Origin of the sequence: Dyadobacter sp. LHD-138, from assembly GCF_030929615.1 — a bacterium.
Lineage (GTDB): Bacteria > Bacteroidota > Bacteroidia > Cytophagales > Spirosomataceae > Dyadobacter.
This window is the reverse complement of the sequence record NZ_JAVFVU010000013.1, coordinates 37,083-57,857: the sequence shown is the minus strand read 5'-3', so window position 1 is coordinate 57,857 and position 20,775 is coordinate 37,083. Positions and strand designations below refer to the sequence as shown.

17 protein-coding genes are annotated in these 20,775 nt (G+C 44.1%); 16 read left to right on the top strand and 1 reads right to left on the bottom strand.

What is annotated here, in order from left to right; all coding sequences use genetic code 11:
* The first annotated feature begins 30 nt into the window (after positions 1–30).
* The 16 genes from RB622_RS11820 (at position 31) to RB622_RS11745 (ending at position 19,104) form a co-directional block, all read left to right on the top strand.
* On the top strand, positions 31–438 hold the full coding sequence (locus RB622_RS11820) for an EVE domain-containing protein (RefSeq protein WP_308046755.1): 408 nt from the start codon (positions 31–33) through the stop codon (positions 436–438).
* A complete protein-coding gene (locus tag RB622_RS11815; protein ID WP_308046754.1) occupies positions 431–2,017 on the top strand; it encodes a hypothetical protein in 1,587 nt (528 codons plus the stop codon). Before RB622_RS11820 ends, RB622_RS11815 begins: the two co-directional genes overlap by 8 nt.
* Before the next feature lie 86 nt (positions 2,018–2,103).
* Entirely contained in the window at positions 2,104–2,991 is an 888-nt protein-coding gene (locus RB622_RS11810) for a class I SAM-dependent methyltransferase (protein ID WP_308046753.1), read from the top strand.
* Positions 2,992–3,003: 12 nt separating this feature from the next.
* Positions 3,004–4,278, top strand: coding sequence for a tetratricopeptide repeat protein (locus RB622_RS11805; RefSeq protein ID WP_308046752.1), 1,275 nt, complete (start codon positions 3,004–3,006; stop codon positions 4,276–4,278).
* 38 nt (positions 4,279–4,316) lie between these two features.
* Positions 4,317–6,263 (top strand): threonine--tRNA ligase, encoded by a 1,947-nt coding sequence (gene thrS, locus RB622_RS11800; protein ID WP_308046751.1) that lies wholly within the window; start codon positions 4,317–4,319, stop codon positions 6,261–6,263.
* Positions 6,264–6,368: 105 nt separating this feature from the next.
* Entirely contained in the window at positions 6,369–6,920 is a 552-nt protein-coding gene (gene infC, locus RB622_RS11795) for a translation initiation factor IF-3 (protein ID WP_308046750.1), read from the top strand.
* 210 nt (positions 6,921–7,130) lie between these two features.
* Complete coding sequence (gene rpmI, locus RB622_RS11790; protein WP_090338052.1) at positions 7,131–7,325, top strand: 50S ribosomal protein L35; 195 nt, start codon at positions 7,131–7,133, stop codon at positions 7,323–7,325.
* Between the two features lie 109 nt (positions 7,326–7,434).
* The gene (gene rplT / locus RB622_RS11785) at positions 7,435–7,779 is read left to right on the top strand and encodes a 50S ribosomal protein L20 (protein WP_308046749.1); all 345 of its coding nucleotides are present in this window, start codon (positions 7,435–7,437) and stop codon (positions 7,777–7,779) included.
* Between the two features lie 99 nt (positions 7,780–7,878).
* A complete protein-coding gene (locus tag RB622_RS11780) occupies positions 7,879–8,502 on the top strand; it encodes a DUF937 domain-containing protein (RefSeq protein WP_308046748.1) in 624 nt (207 codons plus the stop codon).
* A 200-nt stretch (positions 8,503–8,702) separates the two neighbouring features.
* Positions 8,703–11,246, top strand: coding sequence for a phosphocholine-specific phospholipase C (locus RB622_RS11775; protein ID WP_308046747.1), 2,544 nt, complete (start codon positions 8,703–8,705; stop codon positions 11,244–11,246).
* Positions 11,247–11,392: 146 nt separating this feature from the next.
* On the top strand, positions 11,393–14,398 hold the full coding sequence (locus RB622_RS11770) for a CotH kinase family protein (protein ID WP_308046746.1): 3,006 nt from the start codon (positions 11,393–11,395) through the stop codon (positions 14,396–14,398).
* Between the two features lie 354 nt (positions 14,399–14,752).
* A complete protein-coding gene (gene dnaK, locus RB622_RS11765) occupies positions 14,753–16,648 on the top strand; it encodes a molecular chaperone DnaK (protein ID WP_308046745.1) in 1,896 nt (631 codons plus the stop codon).
* Between the two features lie 187 nt (positions 16,649–16,835).
* The gene (locus RB622_RS11760; protein ID WP_308046744.1) at positions 16,836–17,042 is read left to right on the top strand and encodes a hypothetical protein; all 207 of its coding nucleotides are present in this window, start codon (positions 16,836–16,838) and stop codon (positions 17,040–17,042) included.
* On the top strand, positions 17,039–17,872 hold the full coding sequence (locus RB622_RS11755) for an SDR family oxidoreductase (protein WP_308046743.1): 834 nt from the start codon (positions 17,039–17,041) through the stop codon (positions 17,870–17,872). The genes RB622_RS11760 and RB622_RS11755 overlap by 4 nt, the downstream gene beginning before the upstream one ends.
* A 266-nt stretch (positions 17,873–18,138) precedes the next feature.
* A complete protein-coding gene (locus RB622_RS11750; RefSeq protein WP_308046742.1) occupies positions 18,139–18,567 on the top strand; it encodes a hypothetical protein in 429 nt (142 codons plus the stop codon).
* Between the two features lie 147 nt (positions 18,568–18,714).
* The gene (locus RB622_RS11745; protein WP_308046741.1) at positions 18,715–19,104 is read left to right on the top strand and encodes a VanZ family protein; all 390 of its coding nucleotides are present in this window, start codon (positions 18,715–18,717) and stop codon (positions 19,102–19,104) included.
* On the opposite strand, the gene pgi is transcribed toward RB622_RS11745, so the two are convergent.
* On the bottom strand, positions 19,083–20,732 hold the full coding sequence (gene pgi, locus RB622_RS11740) for a glucose-6-phosphate isomerase (RefSeq protein ID WP_308046740.1): 1,650 nt from the start codon (positions 20,730–20,732) through the stop codon (positions 19,083–19,085). The two genes, RB622_RS11745 and pgi, sit on opposite strands and share 22 nt — an antisense overlap.
* Between the last annotated feature and the right edge of the window lie 43 nt (positions 20,733–20,775).

Sequence of the window (20,775 nt, the reverse complement as noted above, 5' to 3'; positions counted from 1 at the left end):
TATCAACTTTCCATTCTCAACTACAAAAAAATGAACTACTGGCTTATAAAATCTGAACCTTTCAAATATTCCTGGGACCACTTCGTTGAGGAAGGAAAATCCATGTGGGATGGTGTGCGCAGTTACGAAGCACGCAACAACATGATGGCGATGAAAGAAGGTGATCTGGCACTTTTTTACCACAGCAATGAAGGTAAAGAAGTGGTGGGACTGGCAAAGGTTTCAAAGGAACACTATCCTGACCCGACTACCGATGACGAACGCTGGGTCGTGGTAGAATTTGTTCCGGTTAAACATTTCGATAAAACTGTTACATTAGCACAAATAAAAGCAGATCCAAATTTGAAAGACATGGCACTTATCCGTCAGTCTCGTTTGTCTGTAATACCTGTGAAACCAGAAGAGTTTGACCATATTGTCGGATTGGCACATGCATAAAAACCAACGTTTTCTTTATCAGGCATGGCTGTCGCTTTGCTTTTTTACAATTTGTTATTCAGTATCGGGACAGGTCGTTAAACGCGTTGAGCTGCCGCTCCAAAATGCGAATACCGCTTACCAGACCATGCCACTCGGCGCGAAAGGCGTTTTGCTTATTTCAAAACCGGATAAAGGAACGTACAACGTCCAGAAATTTGACACCAATCTGGAACGTATCTGGTCCATCGACGGGCCGGTTGAATCAAATCTTGACTATGTAGCATCCTGTTACGATGGACAGTCTGTTTTTCTTTTGTTCAGCAAATACAGAAGCCCTGTTTACCAGATCGTTAAGGTAAACATCGGACCTGGCTTTGTTGAAACTTTCACCATCAATACCGTCGATCGTTTTGAGATAACGGATTTCAAAACACTAGGTTATTCGGTTTTCATGGCAGGCATGGTTCGCAATGAACCCGTTCTGATCCATACCAATCTTACCACTTCTCAAACCAGGGTTTTGCCTTCTGCAATCAAAGGCTCCAACGCTATCCAGACCGTAGAAGTAGATACAACCCATCATCTTGTCAACGTATGTTTTGCGGTGAAAAAAGGACGCCAGACAAAAATCGTTGCCCGTTCCTATGAGGAAACCGGTGAACTGTACGTGCAGGCCTCTATTGACCCCGAAGACGATTATTCGTTGCTCAGCGGACGTTTACAGATCCTGAATGACTCTGTTCGGATCGTGATCGGGACCTATGGCTACCGGAACATGCAAAGCACCAGTAATGCAGCCTCTCAGGGGCTTTATATCAGCAAGATCGTCAATGACGAAATTGTCTTTACGCGCTATCACAGCTTTACAGACTTTTCCAATTTTTTCAATTATATGAATGAGCGCCAGCAGGAAAAGATGGAGCGCAAAATTCGTAAAAAGAAAGAAAGCGGTGACGACCTGAAACTAAATTATCGTCTTCTGGTGCACGATATCGTCCCCAGGGATAACCAATTTTTGCTTGTGGCAGAAGTTTTTTATCCCGAATACCGTTACCAGAACCCCAACATGATGGGCGGGTTTGGCTATGGTTCCATGATGATGGGCGGCGGATATCCTTTCGGCATGGGTCTTTATAACCCTTATTTGTGGAATCCGATGTACGGCGGGCGTGGTTACAACCAGCAGGTATTCGATGGGTTTACGTATACCCACGCCATTCTGGCCGATGTGGATCAAAACGGGAAATTACTCTGGGACAACAGCATCAGTTTCGATAACGTAAAAAGTATGGAGCTGCGCGAAAAAATAAAAGTACAAAGCGAGCCCAACGGTACGACGCAGCTGGTTTACAGCCACAACGGCGGCATTCGCAGCAAACTGATCAAAGGCAGTAAAGTGGTTGATAACAACCGGGTTGTTGACAACAGCACGACCGTTGAAGGTGATAAGGTAAGAAAAACGAGCACCGATGATATCGATTACTGGTTCGATAACTTTTATCTGGCCTGGGGGGAACAGCGTATTGTCAATGCGCAAGGCGACGTGCAAACGCGCGGCAGACGTAATGTCTACTATTTAAATAAAATTTCATTCTGATTTTAAAGGACACTGATCATAAGAAAGTTAATAACTTGTTTACTATCATTAACTTTGTCCTTTAAAATTTAACTTAACACATATTTGTGATACTTCTTTCACCAGAACAACATACAGATTATCAACTGATTGATACCGGAGGATTTGAAAAATTGGAACGTTTCGGACCCTATATTCTTTCGCGCCCGGAACCTCAGGCGATCTGGGACAAATCCCTGACCGAACAGCAATGGGCTGATCAATCGAACGCGGTTTTCAAACGGGATAAAAATTCGCAGGAAAAAGGGCAATGGGTAACCAAAGCCGATATGCCGGAACGTTGGGTGACCCAATACCGGTCCGGGCCGCTTCATTTGCGGGCAAAACTTGCCTTGTCTTCTTTCAAGCACGTCGGCGTATTTCCTGAACAGGCTACGAACTGGGATTATATTGCTAAAAAAGTAAAACAGATTCCGGAGACAAAACCGACGGTACTGAACTTGTTTGCCTATACCGGTATCGCCTCCCTTGCCGCCAAAGCTTCCGGCGCTGATGTAACGCATGTAGACTCGGTAAAACAGGTGATCAGCTGGTCACGCGAGAATATGGAATTGAGTGGTCTGGACAATATTCGCTGGGTGGTTGAAGATGCATTGAAATTTGTAAACCGTGAAGTGCGCCGTGGCAACCAATACAACGGAATCATTCTGGATCCACCCGCCTATGGACGCGGACCAGAGGGTGAAAAATGGCTTTTGGAAGAAAATTTGAATGAAATTTTGCGGCTTTGCGCTTTGCTGTTAAAAAAGGAAAACTTCTTTTTCATTATCAATTTGTATTCGCTCGGTTTCTCCGCATTGATCCTGGAAAACCTGATCAAAGCACATTTTGGCGACCAGATTAATCATGAATTCGGCGAGTTGTTTATTCCTGATTCTTTTGGTAAAAAACTTCCGCTTGGAGTATTTTCACGTTTTTCAGATCAAAAGGTTTAAAATACGAACAGATTGCTCAATTTTGCAGTTAAAATAGGTACGGAAGGTACATTTCCGCCGGTTGAAGGAAGTTCGTTTCCCATGAAAAGGTCTGGCTCGTCGTTTAGTTTATTGCTGTTTTCTGCCCTGATGATTTTGGGCAGTCTGTTACAGTCATGCCAAAATGACGCCAGAAACTCGACGCGCATACCTCCTGTTACCAAAAAATCAAAAGCGCAATGGCAAACCGACGCACTGAATTCGCTTTCAGATCTGATCAGCCGGAGCATTGACATCGACCTGAATTATTTCAAAAGATCCCGGATTTATTTTGAACGTGAGCAGTACGTGCAGGCGATGGAAGATATCAATGAAGCCATCAGCGAAAAAGATAACATCGGAGAATATTTCCTGCTGAGGGGCAAAATAAACCGTGAACTGGGCGAAATTGATAATGCGTTGGAAGATGCGGAACGGGCCGAAGCTTTGCAGCAAACCAGTCCGGACCTTTACGTACTCATGGCCGATATTTTTCAGGTAAAAAATCGTTTCCGCGAGGCTAGCACCTATTTGGCACAAGCCATGAAAATGGCACCCTACGATGGGTCGGCTTATTATGTAAAAGGTATGCTGCAGGCGCGCCAGGGTGATTCTTTATCCAGCTTGAGCAGCCTAAACAGCGCAATTACCATGAACCCGAGACTGGTTCGCGCCTACCAGCAAAGCACCATTATCTACCTTAAACTGAAGGATTACGGGCAGGCCATGGCTTTGAATAACCGGGCGATAAAACGTTTTCCCGCTAATCCCGAACTATATTTTGAACGGGGTGAAATTTACAAAAACCTGTCTGTACCCGATACCGCCCTGGCTAACTATCGGAAAGCTGCTTCATTGAATCCAAAATTTGGTGATGCGTATTTCCAGATCGGTGCGCTGGAAATAAAGCAAAGAGGTTATTACAATGCGCTGCTCGCTTTTCAGCAATTGCTGAAAGTTAATCCAAATCACCCCCAGATTAATTATTTAGTGGCATTTTGCTATGAAAAGATGGGGAATGATATCAAAGCGAAAGAATATTTCACTTACGAAACGGATAAAAATCCAACAGATCAAATGTCTTTGTATGGCCTCTGGAGAATAAGACAGCGCGAAAATGGTAGGATGTCCCCTGACTTCTACTCCAACGAAAACCTGGAACCCAATTTTAAAACACTGGATACATCAAGGGTTAAAATTGACCTGATAAAACCACGCGGAACCATAAATATGAAAATTGATTCCTCGCGAAACGCTAAAATTCAATAGATTTGTAACATATACGAGTAATAGAATTATTTTTTTGAATGAAAGACGAGTCTGTAATTAAAATAACCCTGCCCGACGGTAGTGTACGTGAATACGAAAAAGGCACCACTGCCTTGGGTATTGCACTTAGTATCAGTGAAGGTCTGGCCCGCAATGTTATCGCGGCCAAAGTAAATGGCGAAGTTTGGGACCCAACGCGCGCAATTGAAAAAGATTCACTGGTCGTATTACTCACGTGGAATGATGAAGATGGTAAATCGACATTCTGGCACTCTTCTGCCCACTTGTTGGCGGAAGCATTGGAAGCGCTTTATCCTGGGGTTAAATTAGGCACAGGTCCGTCTATCGAAAGAGGGTTTTATTACGATGTTGATCTTGGCGAAAACACAATCTCTTCGGACGATTTTCCAAAGATCGAAGCGAAAATGCTCGAACTGGCCCGTCAGAAAAACGAATACAAACGTATTCCGATCAGCAAACAGGACGCGATTGACTTCTTTACCACAAAAGGTGATGAATATAAGCTTGAACTGATTGACGGTCTGGAAGACGGCTCGATCACCTTGTACGAACAAGGCGCATTTACCGACCTTTGCCGCGGGCCGCATATCCCGAACACCGGCATCATCAAGGCGGTAAAGCTGACCAATATAGCCGGTGCTTACTGGCGCAACAAGCAGGAAAACAAAATGCTGACCCGTATTTACGGGATTACTTTTCCAAAGCAAAAAGAACTGGAAGAGTATGTAACCTTAATGGAAGAAGCGAAAAAACGTGACCACCGTAAACTTGGGAAAGAACTCGAATTGTTCGCTTTCTCGGAAAAAGTGGGTCAGGGATTGCCCTTGTGGCTACCCAAAGGTGCGATGCTGCGTGAACGTTTACAGGCGTTTCTAAGCAAAGCACAATCCAGAGCAGGTTATCTTCCGGTGGTAACACCGCATATCGGAAGCAAGGATCTCTATGTGACTTCGGGACACTGGGACAAATATGGCAAGGATTCTTTCCAGCCTATTAAAACGCCAAACCCGGGTGAAGAGTACATGCTTAAACCCATGAACTGCCCGCATCACTGCGAGATTTATAAGACTTCCCCACGTTCTTACAAAGATCTGCCTTTACGTTTCTCTGAGTTCGGAACGGTATATCGTTACGAGCAAAGCGGAGAATTGCATGGTTTGACACGTGTTCGTGGCTTTACACAGGATGACGCGCACATTTTCTGCCGCCCTGATCAGGTAAAGGAAGAATTCATCCGCGTAATCGACCTGGTGTTGTATGTTTTCAAATCCCTGGGTTTTGAAGATTACAGCGCGCAGATCTCTTTGCGTGACCCTAATGAAAAACAAAAATACATCGGAAAAGACGAGGATTGGGAACGTGCCGAAAGCGCGATCATCGAAGCTTCTGCTGAACGTGGGTTAACTACGGTTACAGAACTTGGTGAAGCCGCTTTTTATGGTCCTAAACTTGACTTCATGGTGCGTGATGCTTTGGGCAGAAAATGGCAGCTTGGAACGATCCAGGTTGATTACCAGCTTCCGCAGCGTTTTGAACTCGAATACACCGGCTCCGACAACCAGAAGCACCGCCCTGTGATGATCCACCGTGCGCCGTTTGGCTCCATGGAACGTTTCATCGCGATCCTGATCGAAAACTCGGCGGGTCAGTTTCCGTTGTGGTTATCTCCGGATCAGATTGCGATCCTGCCAATTTCGGAAAAATACGCCGACTACGCCGAACAAGTATTTTTACAATTACAGGAAAGCGACATCCGTGGCTTCATTGACCACCGTGATGAAAAGATCGGCCGTAAGATCCGTGATGCGGAAGTTACCAAAGTTCCTTTCATGCTGATCGTTGGTGAAAAAGAAGCTGCCGAGGGTAAATTATCCGTCCGCAGAAAAGGGGAAGGCGATTTGGGAAGCATGACGGTTGAAGAATTTGTCGGCTACTTTCAAAAAGAAGCAAAAATAATTGGATAAATTTGCATTTTTTCTTATTATTCCCGTAATAACGCACTATTTTTGTGGCAGCATTGTTAAATTTCTGATTTCCATCTAAGAACAAAAATCACCAAACCAAGTAATATGGCATTAAGACCCCCGAGTGGACGTTTCAGAGTTGTAGAAGAACCTTATAAAATAAATGAACGCATAACGGCGAAAGAAGTTCGTCTGGTTGGCGAAAATATAGAAGCCGGAGTTGTAGACATTGCCACGGCAAGGGCTATTGCAAAAACACAGAATCTTGATCTAGTTGAAATCGCACCTACCGCTGTACCTCCGGTATGCAAGGTCGTTGACTATTCAAAGTTCAAATACGAGCAGAAGAAGAAACAGAAAGAAATAAAAGCAAAAGCACAGAAAGTTGTCATCAAAGAGATCCGTTTCGGCCCTAATACCGATGACCACGACTTTGACTTTAAGCTTAAACATGCTATCAATTTTCTAAAAGAAGGATCAAAGGTAAAAGCTTACGTTCACTTTGTGGGCCGTACGATCGTCTTCAAAGAAAGAGGGGTTAATTTGCTTAACAAATTTTCCGAAGCACTTTCTGACTACGGCAAGCTTGAAATGGAACCGAAACTGGAAGGAAAAAGAATGACCATTATTCTTGCTCCGTTACCTCCGAAAAAGTAGTTTGATTTACCTCGGCTGTCGGTAATCAGCTCGCTAGAAACAAAGTCCAGGCGTCTGTTCTGATAAAGTAGCGATACATATATTTTCTTTATAAGAGTACAAAAAAATCGTGTTGCAGGCATTTGTCTTCAACACGATTTTTGTTTTAAAAGGAAATTCACTAATTTTGCGCGCTGTTTTATATTTTTTCAACTATTATTTTTTTGTACCATGGGTAAAATGAAAACAAATTCTGGTGCTAAAAAGCGTTTTTCGCTTACTGGTACTGGTAAAATCAAACGCAAACACGCGTTTCACAGCCACATCCTGACCAAAAAATCAAACAAGCGTAAGCGTGGATTGGTTAAAACAGGTCTTATCGATGTGTCTAACCACAAACAAGTATTGGCAATGCTTGGGAAGTAATTCCGAAAGCCAATAAAAATTACCAAATACCATTTCGGTTTTTTGTTCAACCCGATAGCCGGCCTTAAAGTCCCAAAATGGGCGCCGTCAATCAAAAACAGTTAAAATTATGCCACGTTCGGTAAATCACGTTGCGTCTCGTGCTAGACGTAAAAAAGTATTAAAGTTAGCGAAAGGCTATTTCGGCCGTCGTAAAAATGTTTGGACCGTAGCGAAAAACGCCGTTGAGCGTGGATTGCAATACGCGTACAAAGGTCGTAAGCAAAAGAAACGTAACTTCCGCGCTTTGTGGATCCAACGTATCAACGCTGGGGCACGTCAACACGGATTATCATATTCTGCTCTTATGGGCAAACTTAATGCAAAAGGCATTGAATTAAACCGTAAGGTACTTGCCGATTTGGCAATGAACCACCCGGATGCATTTAAAGCAATTGTTGATCAAGTGAAATAAAACAGCAAACCCGCTTCGGCGGGTTTTTTTATGTTTGGTTGTATCGTTACCTTTAAAAAAATTCTAGTCTAAAGCTATATACAACTAAACAATTTAATCATGCTAGATCAATTACTCGGCCTTATCCAGGAAAACTCCCAACAAGCCATCGTACAAAACCCGGAAGTCCCCAATCACCAGAATGCAGACGTGATGCAAACGTTGATGAGTTCTATCACGGGTGGACTTCAGGAGCAAACGCAATCAGGAAATATTCAGGGGATCATGGGACTGTTATCCGGTAAGGAATCCGGTGGTGGTTTGATGAGTAATCCCATCGTGGCTTCCATAGCGGGAAACGCTGTTTCGGCTATTACGCAAAAATTTGGCCTAAGCAACGGAGCAGCAGGCGGAATTGTTGCCTCAGTGCTCCCTGGGGTTATCGGTGGGCTTATCAGCAAAATCAGCAATCCGAGCGACAGCAGTCTTGACTTCAACGGTATGTTAGGCGGATTACTTGGCGGGGCCGGAACTCCTGCAACTTCAGGCGCAGCAGCAGGTGCAGGATTCGATTTTAACCAGATTGGCTATGCACTGGCGGACGGCAAACTGGACATGAGTGATATCATGAATATTGGCGGCAGTTTTCTCGGCGGTGGCAATGCCAAACCAGCAGCCAACGAACCACAGCAAGGCGGCCTTGATCTTGGCGGGCTTCTGGGAGGACTTTTCGGAGGAAAATAGCAAGTAAATAACATACATTCAGTGCGCAGTAAACCGAAAGTAGATATTCGGTTTACTGCTTTTTTATTTAAAAAAATTCTAATCTGACTTTCTATAAAAGATAACTATAATTTAACGGGTCAGTAAGGACAAACGATGGTACTTTTGCAAAAATTTCAGGTAATACTGGAAGGAACTCCCAAACCCCATTAACATTTACCATGGACTCGAGAAGAGAATTTATTAAAAAGGCCGCTATGCTATCTGGCGGTGCAGGCCTTTTAAGTGTTTTACCCCCTTCTATTCAAAGAGCATTAGCCATTGATCCTGCATCGGGCAGTACTTACCTGGACGCCGAACACGTGGTCATCCTAATGCAGGAGAACAGGTCATTTGATCACTGCTACGGATCGCTCCGCGGTGTAAGAGGTTTTAATGATCCAAGAGCGATTACCCTGCCCAACAAAAATCTGGTTTGGCTACAAACCAACGCTGCGGGTGAAACCTATACCCCTTTCCGGCTCAACATGAAAGATTCCAATGCAACCTGGATGGGTTCATTGCCACACTCCTGGCCCAATCAGGTTGATGCAAGAAACGGCGGAAAATACGACAAATGGCTTATCGCAAAAAAAGCTGGGCATAAGGATTACGCTAAAATGCCTTTGACCCAGGGATTTTATAACCGGGAAGATATCCCCTTTTATTACGCCCTGGCCGACGCCTTTACCGTTTGTGACCAGAATTACTGCTCATCGTTGACAGGAACCACGCCCAACCGCCTTTATCTGTGGACAGGAACGGTACGCGAAAAAGCGGATCCTGAATCCTACGCAAATATCCGCAACGAAAATGTAGACTATGACAAACCTGCCAGCTGGACAACATTCCCGGAAAGATTGGAAGATAACGGCATTTCCTGGCGGATTTATCAGAATGAATTGAGTCTGTCGATGGGTTTTGAAGGTGAGGAAGAATCCTGGCTGGCCAACTTTACAGACAACCCGATTGAGTGGTTTTCGCAATATCATGTCCGCTATGCAACCGGTTTTCAAAAACATATAAAAGCCCAATCCAAACAGTTACCCAAGGCGATCGAAGCGCTTACAGCGAAAGTGAAATCTTTGCCACAAACCGGTAAAGAAGCCGAAGCGGCACAAAAGGCATTAACTGAGAAAACCACCCTGCTCGAAATTATAAAAAAAGAACTGGTGGAATGGAGCCCGGAGAACTACGCGAAGTTATCTCAGCGTGAAAAAAACCTGCACCAGAAGGCATTTACTACCAATATCAATGATGCCGATTACCACGACATCACGACACTAAAATACAAAGACGGAGATCAGGAAAGGGAATCAAAACTGCCTAAGGGAGACGTTTTACACCAGTTCCGTGACGATGTCAAAACGGGAAAACTGCCAACGGTTTCCTGGCTTGTCGCGCCTGAGAATTTCTCAGATCACCCGACCTCGCCCTGGTATGGCGCCTGGTACGTTTCGGAGGTTATGGATATTCTGACAAAAAATCCGGAGGTCTGGAAAAAGACGATCTTCATTTTATGTTATGATGAAAATGACGGTTATTTCGACCACGTTCCGCCTTATGTCGTACCGGACCCTTACAAAAAAGATACCGGACTGGTATCCGTAGGAATTGATCCAAAAGTCGAATTCGTGACGCTGGAACAGGATATGAAGAAAAAGGCTAAAAAGGATTCCCGTGAAAGTCCGATTGGTCTGGGTTTCCGTGTACCGCTTCTTATTGCTTCGCCCTGGAACCGTGGTGGCAGTGTGTGCTCCGAGGTTTTTGACCATACTTCCATCCTTCAGTTTCTTGAAAAATTTGTCAGCCATAAATCAGGAAAGCAAATAACCGAAACCAATATCAGTGCATGGAGACGCACGATTTGCGGAGATTTAACATCGACTTTCAAACCTTATAACGGCGAAAAAATTGCATTGCCAAAGTTTATTGAACGGGACGAATTCGTTGAAGGTATCCATAAGGCACAGTTTAAAAATTTGCCCAACGGTTATAAATCTTTAACAGCGGATGAAATTCAGAAAATCAACCAGAATCCGGCAGGTGCGCCATACATGCCGCACCAGGAAAAAGGAACGCGCCCGGCTTCTCCCCTGCCGTATCAGCTTTACGCGGACGGAAAACTGAGTGCCGATAAAAAGTCTTTCGAAATTATTCTAAAATCCGGCAACGAAATCTTTGGTAAAAAATCAGATGGAGCGCCGTTTATGGTGTACGCCCCCGGCAAGTATCTGAACGAAGAAGTGAAAGTCTGGAACTATGCCGTGAAGTCAGGCGACGCGCTGACCGATACTTATGCAGTCTCCAGCTTCGAAAATCAGAATTACCATTTGCGTGTTTACGGACCGAACGGGTTTTTCAGGGAATATGTCGGTAATGCAAACGACCCACTGGTTGACATTCGCCTTGAATACCAACTGGATAAAAACCGGAAGCCAACGGGTAATATTGAACTTCATGCTAAAAACCTGGATTCAAAGGTTAAAAACACCATTGAAATCAAGGATAATGCTTACAAAGCCGCGCCACAAACCAAGGTTCTGGATAAGGCCGGGACCAAAGGTGCCGAAGGAATTATAGTTATTGCACTGGAAAAAAGTTTTAACTGGTATGATTTCAGCATTAAAATTTCAGGGTATAAATCAACAGAAAAACGATATGCCGGACATGTTGAAACCGGTAAGGAAAGCCAGAGCGACCCGCTGATGGGACGTATTGTATAATAAAAATTATTACTGACAAACGCATTTGCATTTTAGCAGTAACATGTGGCCATTGCCGCAGGATAAATAGTAAAAAGCTAGTATTTATGTTACGAAATTGTTAACTAGTTTTGATAGAAAAAATTTCATCAAAACTAGTTAACATTATGGGTAAATCTTTAAATTTCGTCCTTACGTTATTTGCCCTTTCGCTGATCAATTACACCGCGACGGCAAAAGAAACCCTCTTCATTAATGAAATTGTAGCATCCAATACTACCGGAATTACCGACAACACCGGCGTACGGGAAGATTGGTTCGAAATCTACAATCCCAACGATTACGAGATTGATCTGGGCGGTTATTATATTTCCGATAATGCTTCTGCTCCTACAAAATTCCAGGTTCTCTCCGGCGTGAACTCACCGAAGATTCCCGCCCATGGATTCATCATCATGTGGGCCAGCAGCCACCCGGAACGCGGTAGTTCGCATACCACTTTCGGTTTAGCGGCAGGAGGTGAAGACCTTGTTATCTATTCACCGGCTCAGGAGTTTATCGACGGCATCAGTTTTGGACAGCAAACAGCCAATGTTTCATTCGGCCGCCAGCAGGATGGTGTAAATAGCTGGGTTTATTTCTCAACGACTACTCCCGGCTCAACCAATGCAAACGGTGTAATTTTACAAAAACTGGCCCCTCCCACGTTTTCTGAACCTGCCGGATTCCGCACCACAGAATTTTCACTCGCCCTGACCCATCCGGAGCCGGGCGTTTCGATCCGATATACACTGGATGGCTCCGAACCGGTTGAAAGCACCACAGTCAAAACATGGCAATACAAAAACAGCTACAATGACACGGGTGGAAATACCGGTGCGGGAGGTGTCAACATGAACCTCTCATCCGATACTTATACTTCCCTTTTATACAGCGCTCCGATTCCAATAACCAATAGAGCAACCGCGCCCAATGAGGTTTCGATGAAAACTTCATCCATTGCCTACGTGCCGGATTATCTTCCCAGCAGCCCGATTTACAAAGGCACCGTCATTCGGGTCAAGGTTTTCAAAACGGGGTTCAGCCCCAGTGAAACGGTTACCAAAACTTTTTTTATCAATCCATCCGGGGTATCGAGATATCCGGTACCTGTGGTTTCAGTGGTATCTACCGAAACTTCATTTTTCGACTATACATCCGGAATTTATACGCCCGGGATCACATTCGACCAATATCGGGCTTCCACATCAACACCCGCTGATTTTTGCTCCATTGGTAATTTTAGCCAAAGGGGTGATCTTTGGGAGCGACCGGGGAGTATAGAATTTTTCGATAACAGTGGCCCATTGCTGAACCAAAATTTCGCTTTTCGGATTCACGGAGGATGTTCCCGCTCGGTGCCTCAAAAAACACTTCGTCTGTACAGTGACACAGAGTTCAATTTTTCAGTTTTCCCGGAAAAACCTTCTCTATTCCCGAAACGATTGCTGCTCCGTAACTCCGGAAATGATTATAATTCAGCGCTGCTCCGCGATGCATACTTTCAAAAACTTGTAAGAAATCTACCTTTTGACACCCAGTTGTCCAGACCGGCAATCGTATTTATCAACTCAGAATACTGGGGTATTCAAAGTATCACGGAGCGATACGATAAATATTACCTTGAAAAAAAATACAATGTTAACCGTGACAACGTCGATATGATCGACGTGGAATTACCTGAGGTAGAGGAGGGCGACATCACGAAGTACAATGAGCTCATGGCTTATGTAAACAATTTTCCGCTGGCAACCACGGCCAATTACAACACGCTGAAAACCATGATCGATATCGACAATTTCACTGATTATCAGATCGCTGAAATTTTTAGCGGCAACATAGACTGGCCCCATAAAAATACCCGGTTATGGCGAAATAAAGTTACCTATGATCCCAATGCCAATGTCCCGTATGGTCATGACGGACGATGGAGATGGATGCTTTATGATATTGACTTCGGGATGGGACTTTTCTCCAATGTAGAAGATAACTACATCCCCGGTGCCACAAGCAAAGGCCCTCCCTCGGTAATACTGAGAAAGCTCCTTGAAAATACAGAGTACAAAACTCTTTTTATAAACCGCATAGCTGACCTCCTGAATACAACCTTCCTGTCTTCGCGATCTTTATCGTTATTAAATGAAACAAAAGCAATTTATGCCCCACTGATGCAGGAACATATTGCCAGGTGGAAACTACCCGCATCCGTCTCAGCCTGGGAGCAAAATGTTAGCCGTGTTGAAAATTATGTAAATCTGAGAGGTACACATTTCCGTAATCATATCCGCGAAAGCTTTAATGCAAATCTGGCAAACACGACGATCACCATCAATGTAAATGACGCGGCACAAGGTTATGTCCAAGTCAATACAATGAATATCCTTCCTTCGACTGACGGCGTTTCGGCCTCACCCTATCCCTGGACCGGCGTTTATTTTCAAAATAATCCGATGAAGCTAACAGCCGTTGCTAAAACCGGGTTTCATTTTGAAAGATGGGAAAAAGCGGGTGTGAGCGTTTCTTTGTCCCCTGAATTAGTATTCACAGCCACTACCCCAACCCTGGACTATAAAGCAGTTTTCGCAGCTGGCGCATTGCCCGTTGTCTTAAAGTCCCTCAACGCAAAAAAACAGGGGAGTACGGTGGCAATAACCTGGGAAACAACATCAGAAACCAACAACGATTATTTCGTGGTTGAGCGTTCAGAAAATGCGATGAGCTGGCAACCGCTGGCGACCGTAAAAGGCTCGGCGACCATACACGCTTTGCAGCAGTACAATACGACGGACGAGCAGCCATTGCCAAACATTAATTATTACCGTTTAAAACAGGTTGATCTTGACCAGACCACAACGTATTCGAGGATCATTTCTGTGGATATGGGTAATTTTAGTATCACCCGTCTATGGCCAAACCCCGCTTCGGATGTATTAAACGTCACAGTAGACGAATCTTTTCAGCAGTCAGCATACGAAATCACTGACATAAATGGCACAATCGTTAGAGAATTTCAAAAAATGTCTGCTATTCATGCAGGAAAAATCCCTGTGGGAAATTTACCTGCCGGCACTTATATTCTACGCATCAAAAATAAAGACAGCGCCAGCCAAAGTGGAAAATTTGTCAAACAATAATCTGACGGCTGGTGGTATTATTAATCCCATTTCATTGCGCTGAGCTGTGTTTTTAGAGATTGTTTACCAGATCATTAAACAAAAAAAAGGCGTTAATACAGTCAAAAGAACCGATACCCGGATTGACCTTTTAATATGAAAGGCTGATCCGGGTATTTTTTACCACAGATCCGTCCCTCCCATCTTGAAGTAACGATAAAACCATGCTGTCAAAACTGACAGTTTGTCACTGCATATATTTAATTCCGGCGTCTGGTACGGGCTTTTTAGGAGTAACTGGGTACGACAGAAACTCAGCAATGAATCTGCGTTCCGAACTAAGAATCAAATAATTTTAACTTTTAATATATAACAATGGGAAAAATAATTGGCATAGACTTAGGAACCACTAACTCCTGCGTAGCTGTCATGGAAGGTAATGAGCCTGTCGTAATCGCAAATAGCGAAGGTGCTCGTACGACTCCTTCTGTGGTTGCATTTATGGATAACGGCGAACGTAAAGTAGGTGCGCCTGCCAAACGTCAGGCAATCACCAATCCCAAGCATACGATTAGCTCTATCAAGCGTTTCATGGGTAAAAAATATGACGAGGTTTCCAGTGAAATGAAAACCATCGCATATAGCGTTGAAAAAGGCCCAAACAACACGCCGCGTATTCCAATCGGTGACCGTTTATATACTCCACAGGAAGTTTCAGCTTTCATTTTGCAAAAAATGAAACAAACTGCCGAAGATTATTTAGGAGTAGAAGTAACAGAGGCAGTAATCACTGTACCTGCCTATTTCAATGACGCTGAACGTCAGGCAACCAAAGAAGCTGGCCAGATCGCCGGTTTGGATGTGAAACGTATCATCAACGAACCTACTGCTGCTGCTTTGGCTTACGGCCTTGACAAGCAACATATCGATATGAAAATTGCTGTTTTCGATTTAGGAGGTGGTACGTTCGACGTATCTGTTCTTGAATTGGGAGAAGGCGTTTTCGAAGTAAAATCAACAGATGGTGATACCCACCTGGGTGGAGATGACTTTGACCAGGTTATCATCAACTGGCTTGCTGCTGAATTTAAGGCAGACGAAGGTGTGGATCTTACAAAAGATCCTATGGCTTTGCAACGTTTGAAAGAAGCAGCTGAAAAAGCCAAAGTAGAACTTTCAAGCTCGACACAAACGGAAATCAACCTGCCTTATATATTCCCGGTAGATGGTATCCCTAAACACCTTGTGCGCTCATTGACTCGTGCCAAATTTGAACAATTGGCAGACACTTTGTTCCAACGCATGATGGAGCCTTGCAAGAGAGCAATGAAAAACGCTGGTTATTCAAACAGTGATATCAGCGAAGTTATTCTTGTGGGTGGATCAACGCGTATTCCTCGTGTTCAGGAAGAAGTTGAGAAGTTCTTCGGAAGAAAACCTTCTAAAAACGTTAACCCGGATGAAGCGGTTGCAGTTGGTGCGGCTATTCAAGGTGGTGTGTTAACGGGTGAAGTGAAAGACGTTCTTCTGTTAGACGTTATTCCTTTGTCATTGGGTATCGAAACTTTGGGTGGTGTTTCTACGAAACTGATTGAAGCAAACACAACCATTCCATCGAAGAAAACGGAGGTATTCTCAACCGCTGCTGACAACCAACCTTCTGTTGAGATCCACATTCTTCAGGGAGAGCGTCCTTTGGCGAACCAAAACCGTACATTAGGCCGTTTCCACCTTTCCGATATTCCGCCAGCACAACGTGGTACGCCGCAAATCGAAGTAACATTTGATGTGGATGCAAACGGTATCCTGCACGTGTCTGCGAAAGATAAAGGAACAGGAAAAGAGCAAAAGATCCGCATTGAAGCTTCAAGCGGATTGACCGATGCGGAAATCAACCGTATGCGTGAAGAAGCGAAAGCGAACGAAGCGGCTGATAAAGCAGAACGCGAAAAAATCGAAAAAATCAACGGCGCTGACAGCCTTATTTTCTCAACGGACAAACAGTTGAAAGAATTCGGAGATAAATTGTCTGAACCAAACAAAACTGCGATCGAAGGTGCACTTGCTGAATTGCGTACTGCACACCAGAGCCAGGATTTGCCGGCCATTGACGCTGCAAGTGAAAAATTGAACACCGCATGGCAGGCTGCTTCCCAGGAGATGTACGCTCAGGGAGGTGAGCCTCAGCAAGGTGCTCCTAATGCAGAAGCCAACGGAGCCAGCGAAGGTGCAGAGGACGTAACCGATGTCAATTTCGAGGAAGTCAAGTAAGAAAATAATACCTAAAAAATCCCCTTCTTTTTTTAGTTGGGGATTTTTTTTCAACTAAAATTTTAGAAATGCGTAAATAATCTCCGTCTGCACGACGTTAAGTGGGATAAAGTCCTGGCACAAATTTTTATTATTCAGCGTTACGCTTTCAATAAGCAACAAAACCAATTCTACATTTATGGATTCTATGATGGCATTACCAGAATTAAAGTATCTATCTCCAACAACGCGTGAAAAGGCGATGGCAATTGCCCAGGAATTGCTTAAAACATCCAATATTTCTCCCAAAGAAGCTATTTCCAAAGCTATCCTGATCGCTAAAAACTGGGCGGTAAAAAACATCAACAGAAGTGTCTGGAAAAAATTGAAATCAATCGAGCAGGAACCGATATGATTAACACTGATCAGAAGTTCAAAGGGCAGACCGTCATTGTAACGGGTTCCAGCTCGGGAATCGGCAGGGCTTGTGCCGTTTATTTTGGCCAGCTTGGCGCCAACGTCGTTGTCAATTACAGTGCCAACAAGGACGCTGCTCAGGAAGTTCTGGAAGAGATCAAATCAGGTGGTGGCACAGGGATTATCGTAAAAGCGGACGTAAGCCGGGAAGAAGAAGTGCAAGCCATGTTCAGCCAAACAATCAGTACGTATGGCAGGTTGGATATTCTGGTAAGCAACGCCGGTTTGCAGCAGGACTCGTCCTTCCTGGAAATGACTTTGCAGCAATGGCAGAAAGTAATCGACGTGAATCTGACGGGTCAGTTTTTATGCACGCGTGAAGCTGCGCGTCAGTTTGTTGCGCAGCAGAAAGCAGCCGAACAGCAGGAAGAGTCAGACCACAGCGAGTTGGCTATTGGTAAAATCATTTTGATGAGCTCTGTGCATGATATTATTCCGTGGGCGGGACATGTTAATTATGCCGCATCCAAAGGCGGAATCATGATGCTGATGAAATCCATTTCACAGGAACTGGCTCCCCATAAAATAAGGGTTAATTCGGTAAGTCCCGGAGCTATCAAAACAACGATCAATAAAGAGGTTTGGTCGGATCCTGAAAAATATAAAGACCTACTTCATTTAATTCCTTACAAAAGAATTGGAACGCCGCAGGATGTGGCCAAAGCCGTTGCCTGGCTCGCTTCCGACGACTCTGACTATGTTAATGGCGAAACACTTTACATTGACGGCGGGATGACACTTTATCCGGAATTTGCTGACAATGGCTGATCATTTATCAATCATTATTTTCACCAATAACTCACCTCCTTTTCGTCCCATCACTTTTCACTTTCCTGAACAAAATTTACTCTTCGCCTAAACCGGAGATGTGTAACCTCCTTTTCAAGTTTCAGTGTATTACCGGAACGGCTAAACGAATAGTCCTTAAGACATTGCTTTTTCGAAAAATCTAAAATATTCCTAAAAAATCCCCATTCCTTTCCAACCTTTTCCATGTGACTGACGTCTTACAATCATATGTAAAACCTTCAGCCATGAAAAAAACTATTATTCTCACCTTGTTATGGATTGCATGCGTTGCATGTGAGACAAAAAAAGACGAAGCACCTGAGGTTCAGGACCAAACGATCAATGCTTCGTACCGGACGTCGACGCCCGTAACCATACCGGGACAGGCACTTATTGTCAATGTTCTGGAAGTAAACGAAAGCCGGTGTCCTGCCAATACGGTCTGCATTCAGGCAGGAAGCGCGGATCTGCAACTCAGTATTTCGGACGGGACTAATAAGGCAAGTCTTGCCATCTCTTTTAAAAATGAGAACAAGGCTTCCGGTCATCAGACGTTTAAGCTGGGAAATCAAATGTATTCACTCGTTGTCCACGATGTACTGCCGTACCCCGTAACGACCACGAAACCAAATCCGGAAGATTATAAAGTAAATCTTTCCATTGAAAAAATATAAGTTGAATCCTCCTTTTTATCAGGTTTGGGTGCCCAAAGTGCTGTGTCAGGATAAAATCTGGGGCAGCATTTTTTATGGAAAGTAGATTTTAAGGGCAGTATTTATCAAAACTACGGCTAAATTTGCCGTGTACTCAACCGTCTGATAATGCAGGTCGCCGATTTATTTAAAGCAGTTTTAAACTTTGTTTCCCGCAATCAGTGGATTGCAATTCTCTGGACGTTAGTTATTTTATGGTCCTGCACCTGGCCAGGAAAAGATATTCCCTCACCTCCTTTCCCACATTTTGACAAACTGGTGCATGCTGGTCTTTTTGTCGTCTGGACGATTTTATGGCTTCTGACCTATCCGTCAAAAAGCACATTTATTATTCTGATAGGCGTGGCCTATGGTGTAGCGATAGAATTTTACCAACAGATCCTGCCATTCGACCGCACTTTTGACTGGTGGGATGCCGTGGCAGATTCTGTTGGCGTTTTACTGGGTTATGGTTTCAAGAAGCTTGTTCTTGACCGTTATCTCCAGCGTTTGTATTGATTGATCAAACCATTTGTTGAGCTGTCATGGTTCGATACCGGCCAGTCGTTTTGAAGTTCCGGATAAATTTTGTTGGCCAATTGCTTGCCCAATTCAACGCCCCACTGGTCGAAACTGAATATATTCCAGATAATTCCCTGAACAAAAATCTTGTGCTCGTACATAGCCAGCAGACTCCCCAAAACTTTCGGCGTGATCTTTTTCACTAAAAACGAGTTGGTAGGTTTGTTTCCCTGGAATACTTTAAACGGCGTAAGGAAATCTATTTCCTCCTGGCTTTTGCCAGCTGCTTTCAACTCGGCACTCGCCTCTTCATACGTCTTACCGTTCATAAGGGCTTCTGTCTGAGCAAAGAAGTTCGACAAAAGCATTTTATGATGTTCGCCAATCGGATTGTGGCTATTTGCCGGCGCAATGAAATCCGCAGGAATAACTTTTGTCCCCTGGTGGATCAACTGATAAAAGGCATGCTGTCCGTTCGTACCAGGCTCGCCCCAGATAACCGGTCCCGTCTGATAGTTCACAGGCTGTCCGTCACGGCCAACATATTTACCGTTACTTTCCATATCTCCCTGCTGGAAATAAGCCGCAAAACGGTGAAGATATTGATCGTAAGGAAGGATCGCGTGCGTCTGTGCATCAAAGAAATTGTTGTACCAAACGCCCAAAAGGCCCAGGATGACCGGAATATTTCTTTCCAGTTTCGTTGTTTTGAAGTGGTTATCCATGTCATGAGCACCTGATAACAATTGCTCAAAATTCTGGAAACCGATAAAACAAGCGATCGACAGGCCGATGGCCGACCATAGCGAATAACGTCCGCCAACCCAATCCCAGAAACCAAACATGTTTTCAGGGTCAATGCCGAATTTCTCCACTTCGGCACGGTTGGTTGAAATCGCCACGAAATGTTTTTTTACGTGCTCTTCATCACCCGCTTTTTCCAAAAACCATCCACGTGCTGTCAGCGCGTTTGTCATGGTTTCCTGCGTAGTGAAAGTTTTGGAGGCAATCATGAACAATGTTGTCTCCGGATTAAGCGACTTCACGGTTTCAGCGATATGCGTTCCGTCCACATTGGAAACGAAATGCACGTTCAGTCCTTTTTTTCCGTATGATTTAAGTGCTTCGGTAACCATCACCGGCCCCAAATCACTACCACCAATGCCAATGTTGACGATATCGGTAATTTCTTTTCCTGTATAACCTTTCCAGGCACCTGAACGGATTTTGTTAGAAAATTCCTTCATTTTTGCCAGGACTTCATTCACATCCGGCATTACATCCTTGCCGTCCACAAGCACAGGCGTATTGGAACGGTTTCTTAAAGCAGTATGTAACACAGAACGTCCTTCGGTGGCATTGATTTTTTCACCGCTGAACATTTGCTCAATCGCGTCAGATAAACCACACTCTTCTGCAAGCTGAACCAGATATGAACGTGTACGTGTCGTGATACGGTTTTTGGAATAATCTAAAACGATGTCACCAAAACGAATTGAAAATTTACGATGACGTTCAGTATCTTCTTCAAAAAGTTCCTTTAAGTGCTTTTGTGAAATGGTTTTGTAGTGGGTTTTCAGCTTTTTATATGCTGCCGTTTGATCAAAAGGTTTTGACTGAAGCATGAGTTGAACGTTTTTTATGTTGAAAAAATCAGATTAATATAAA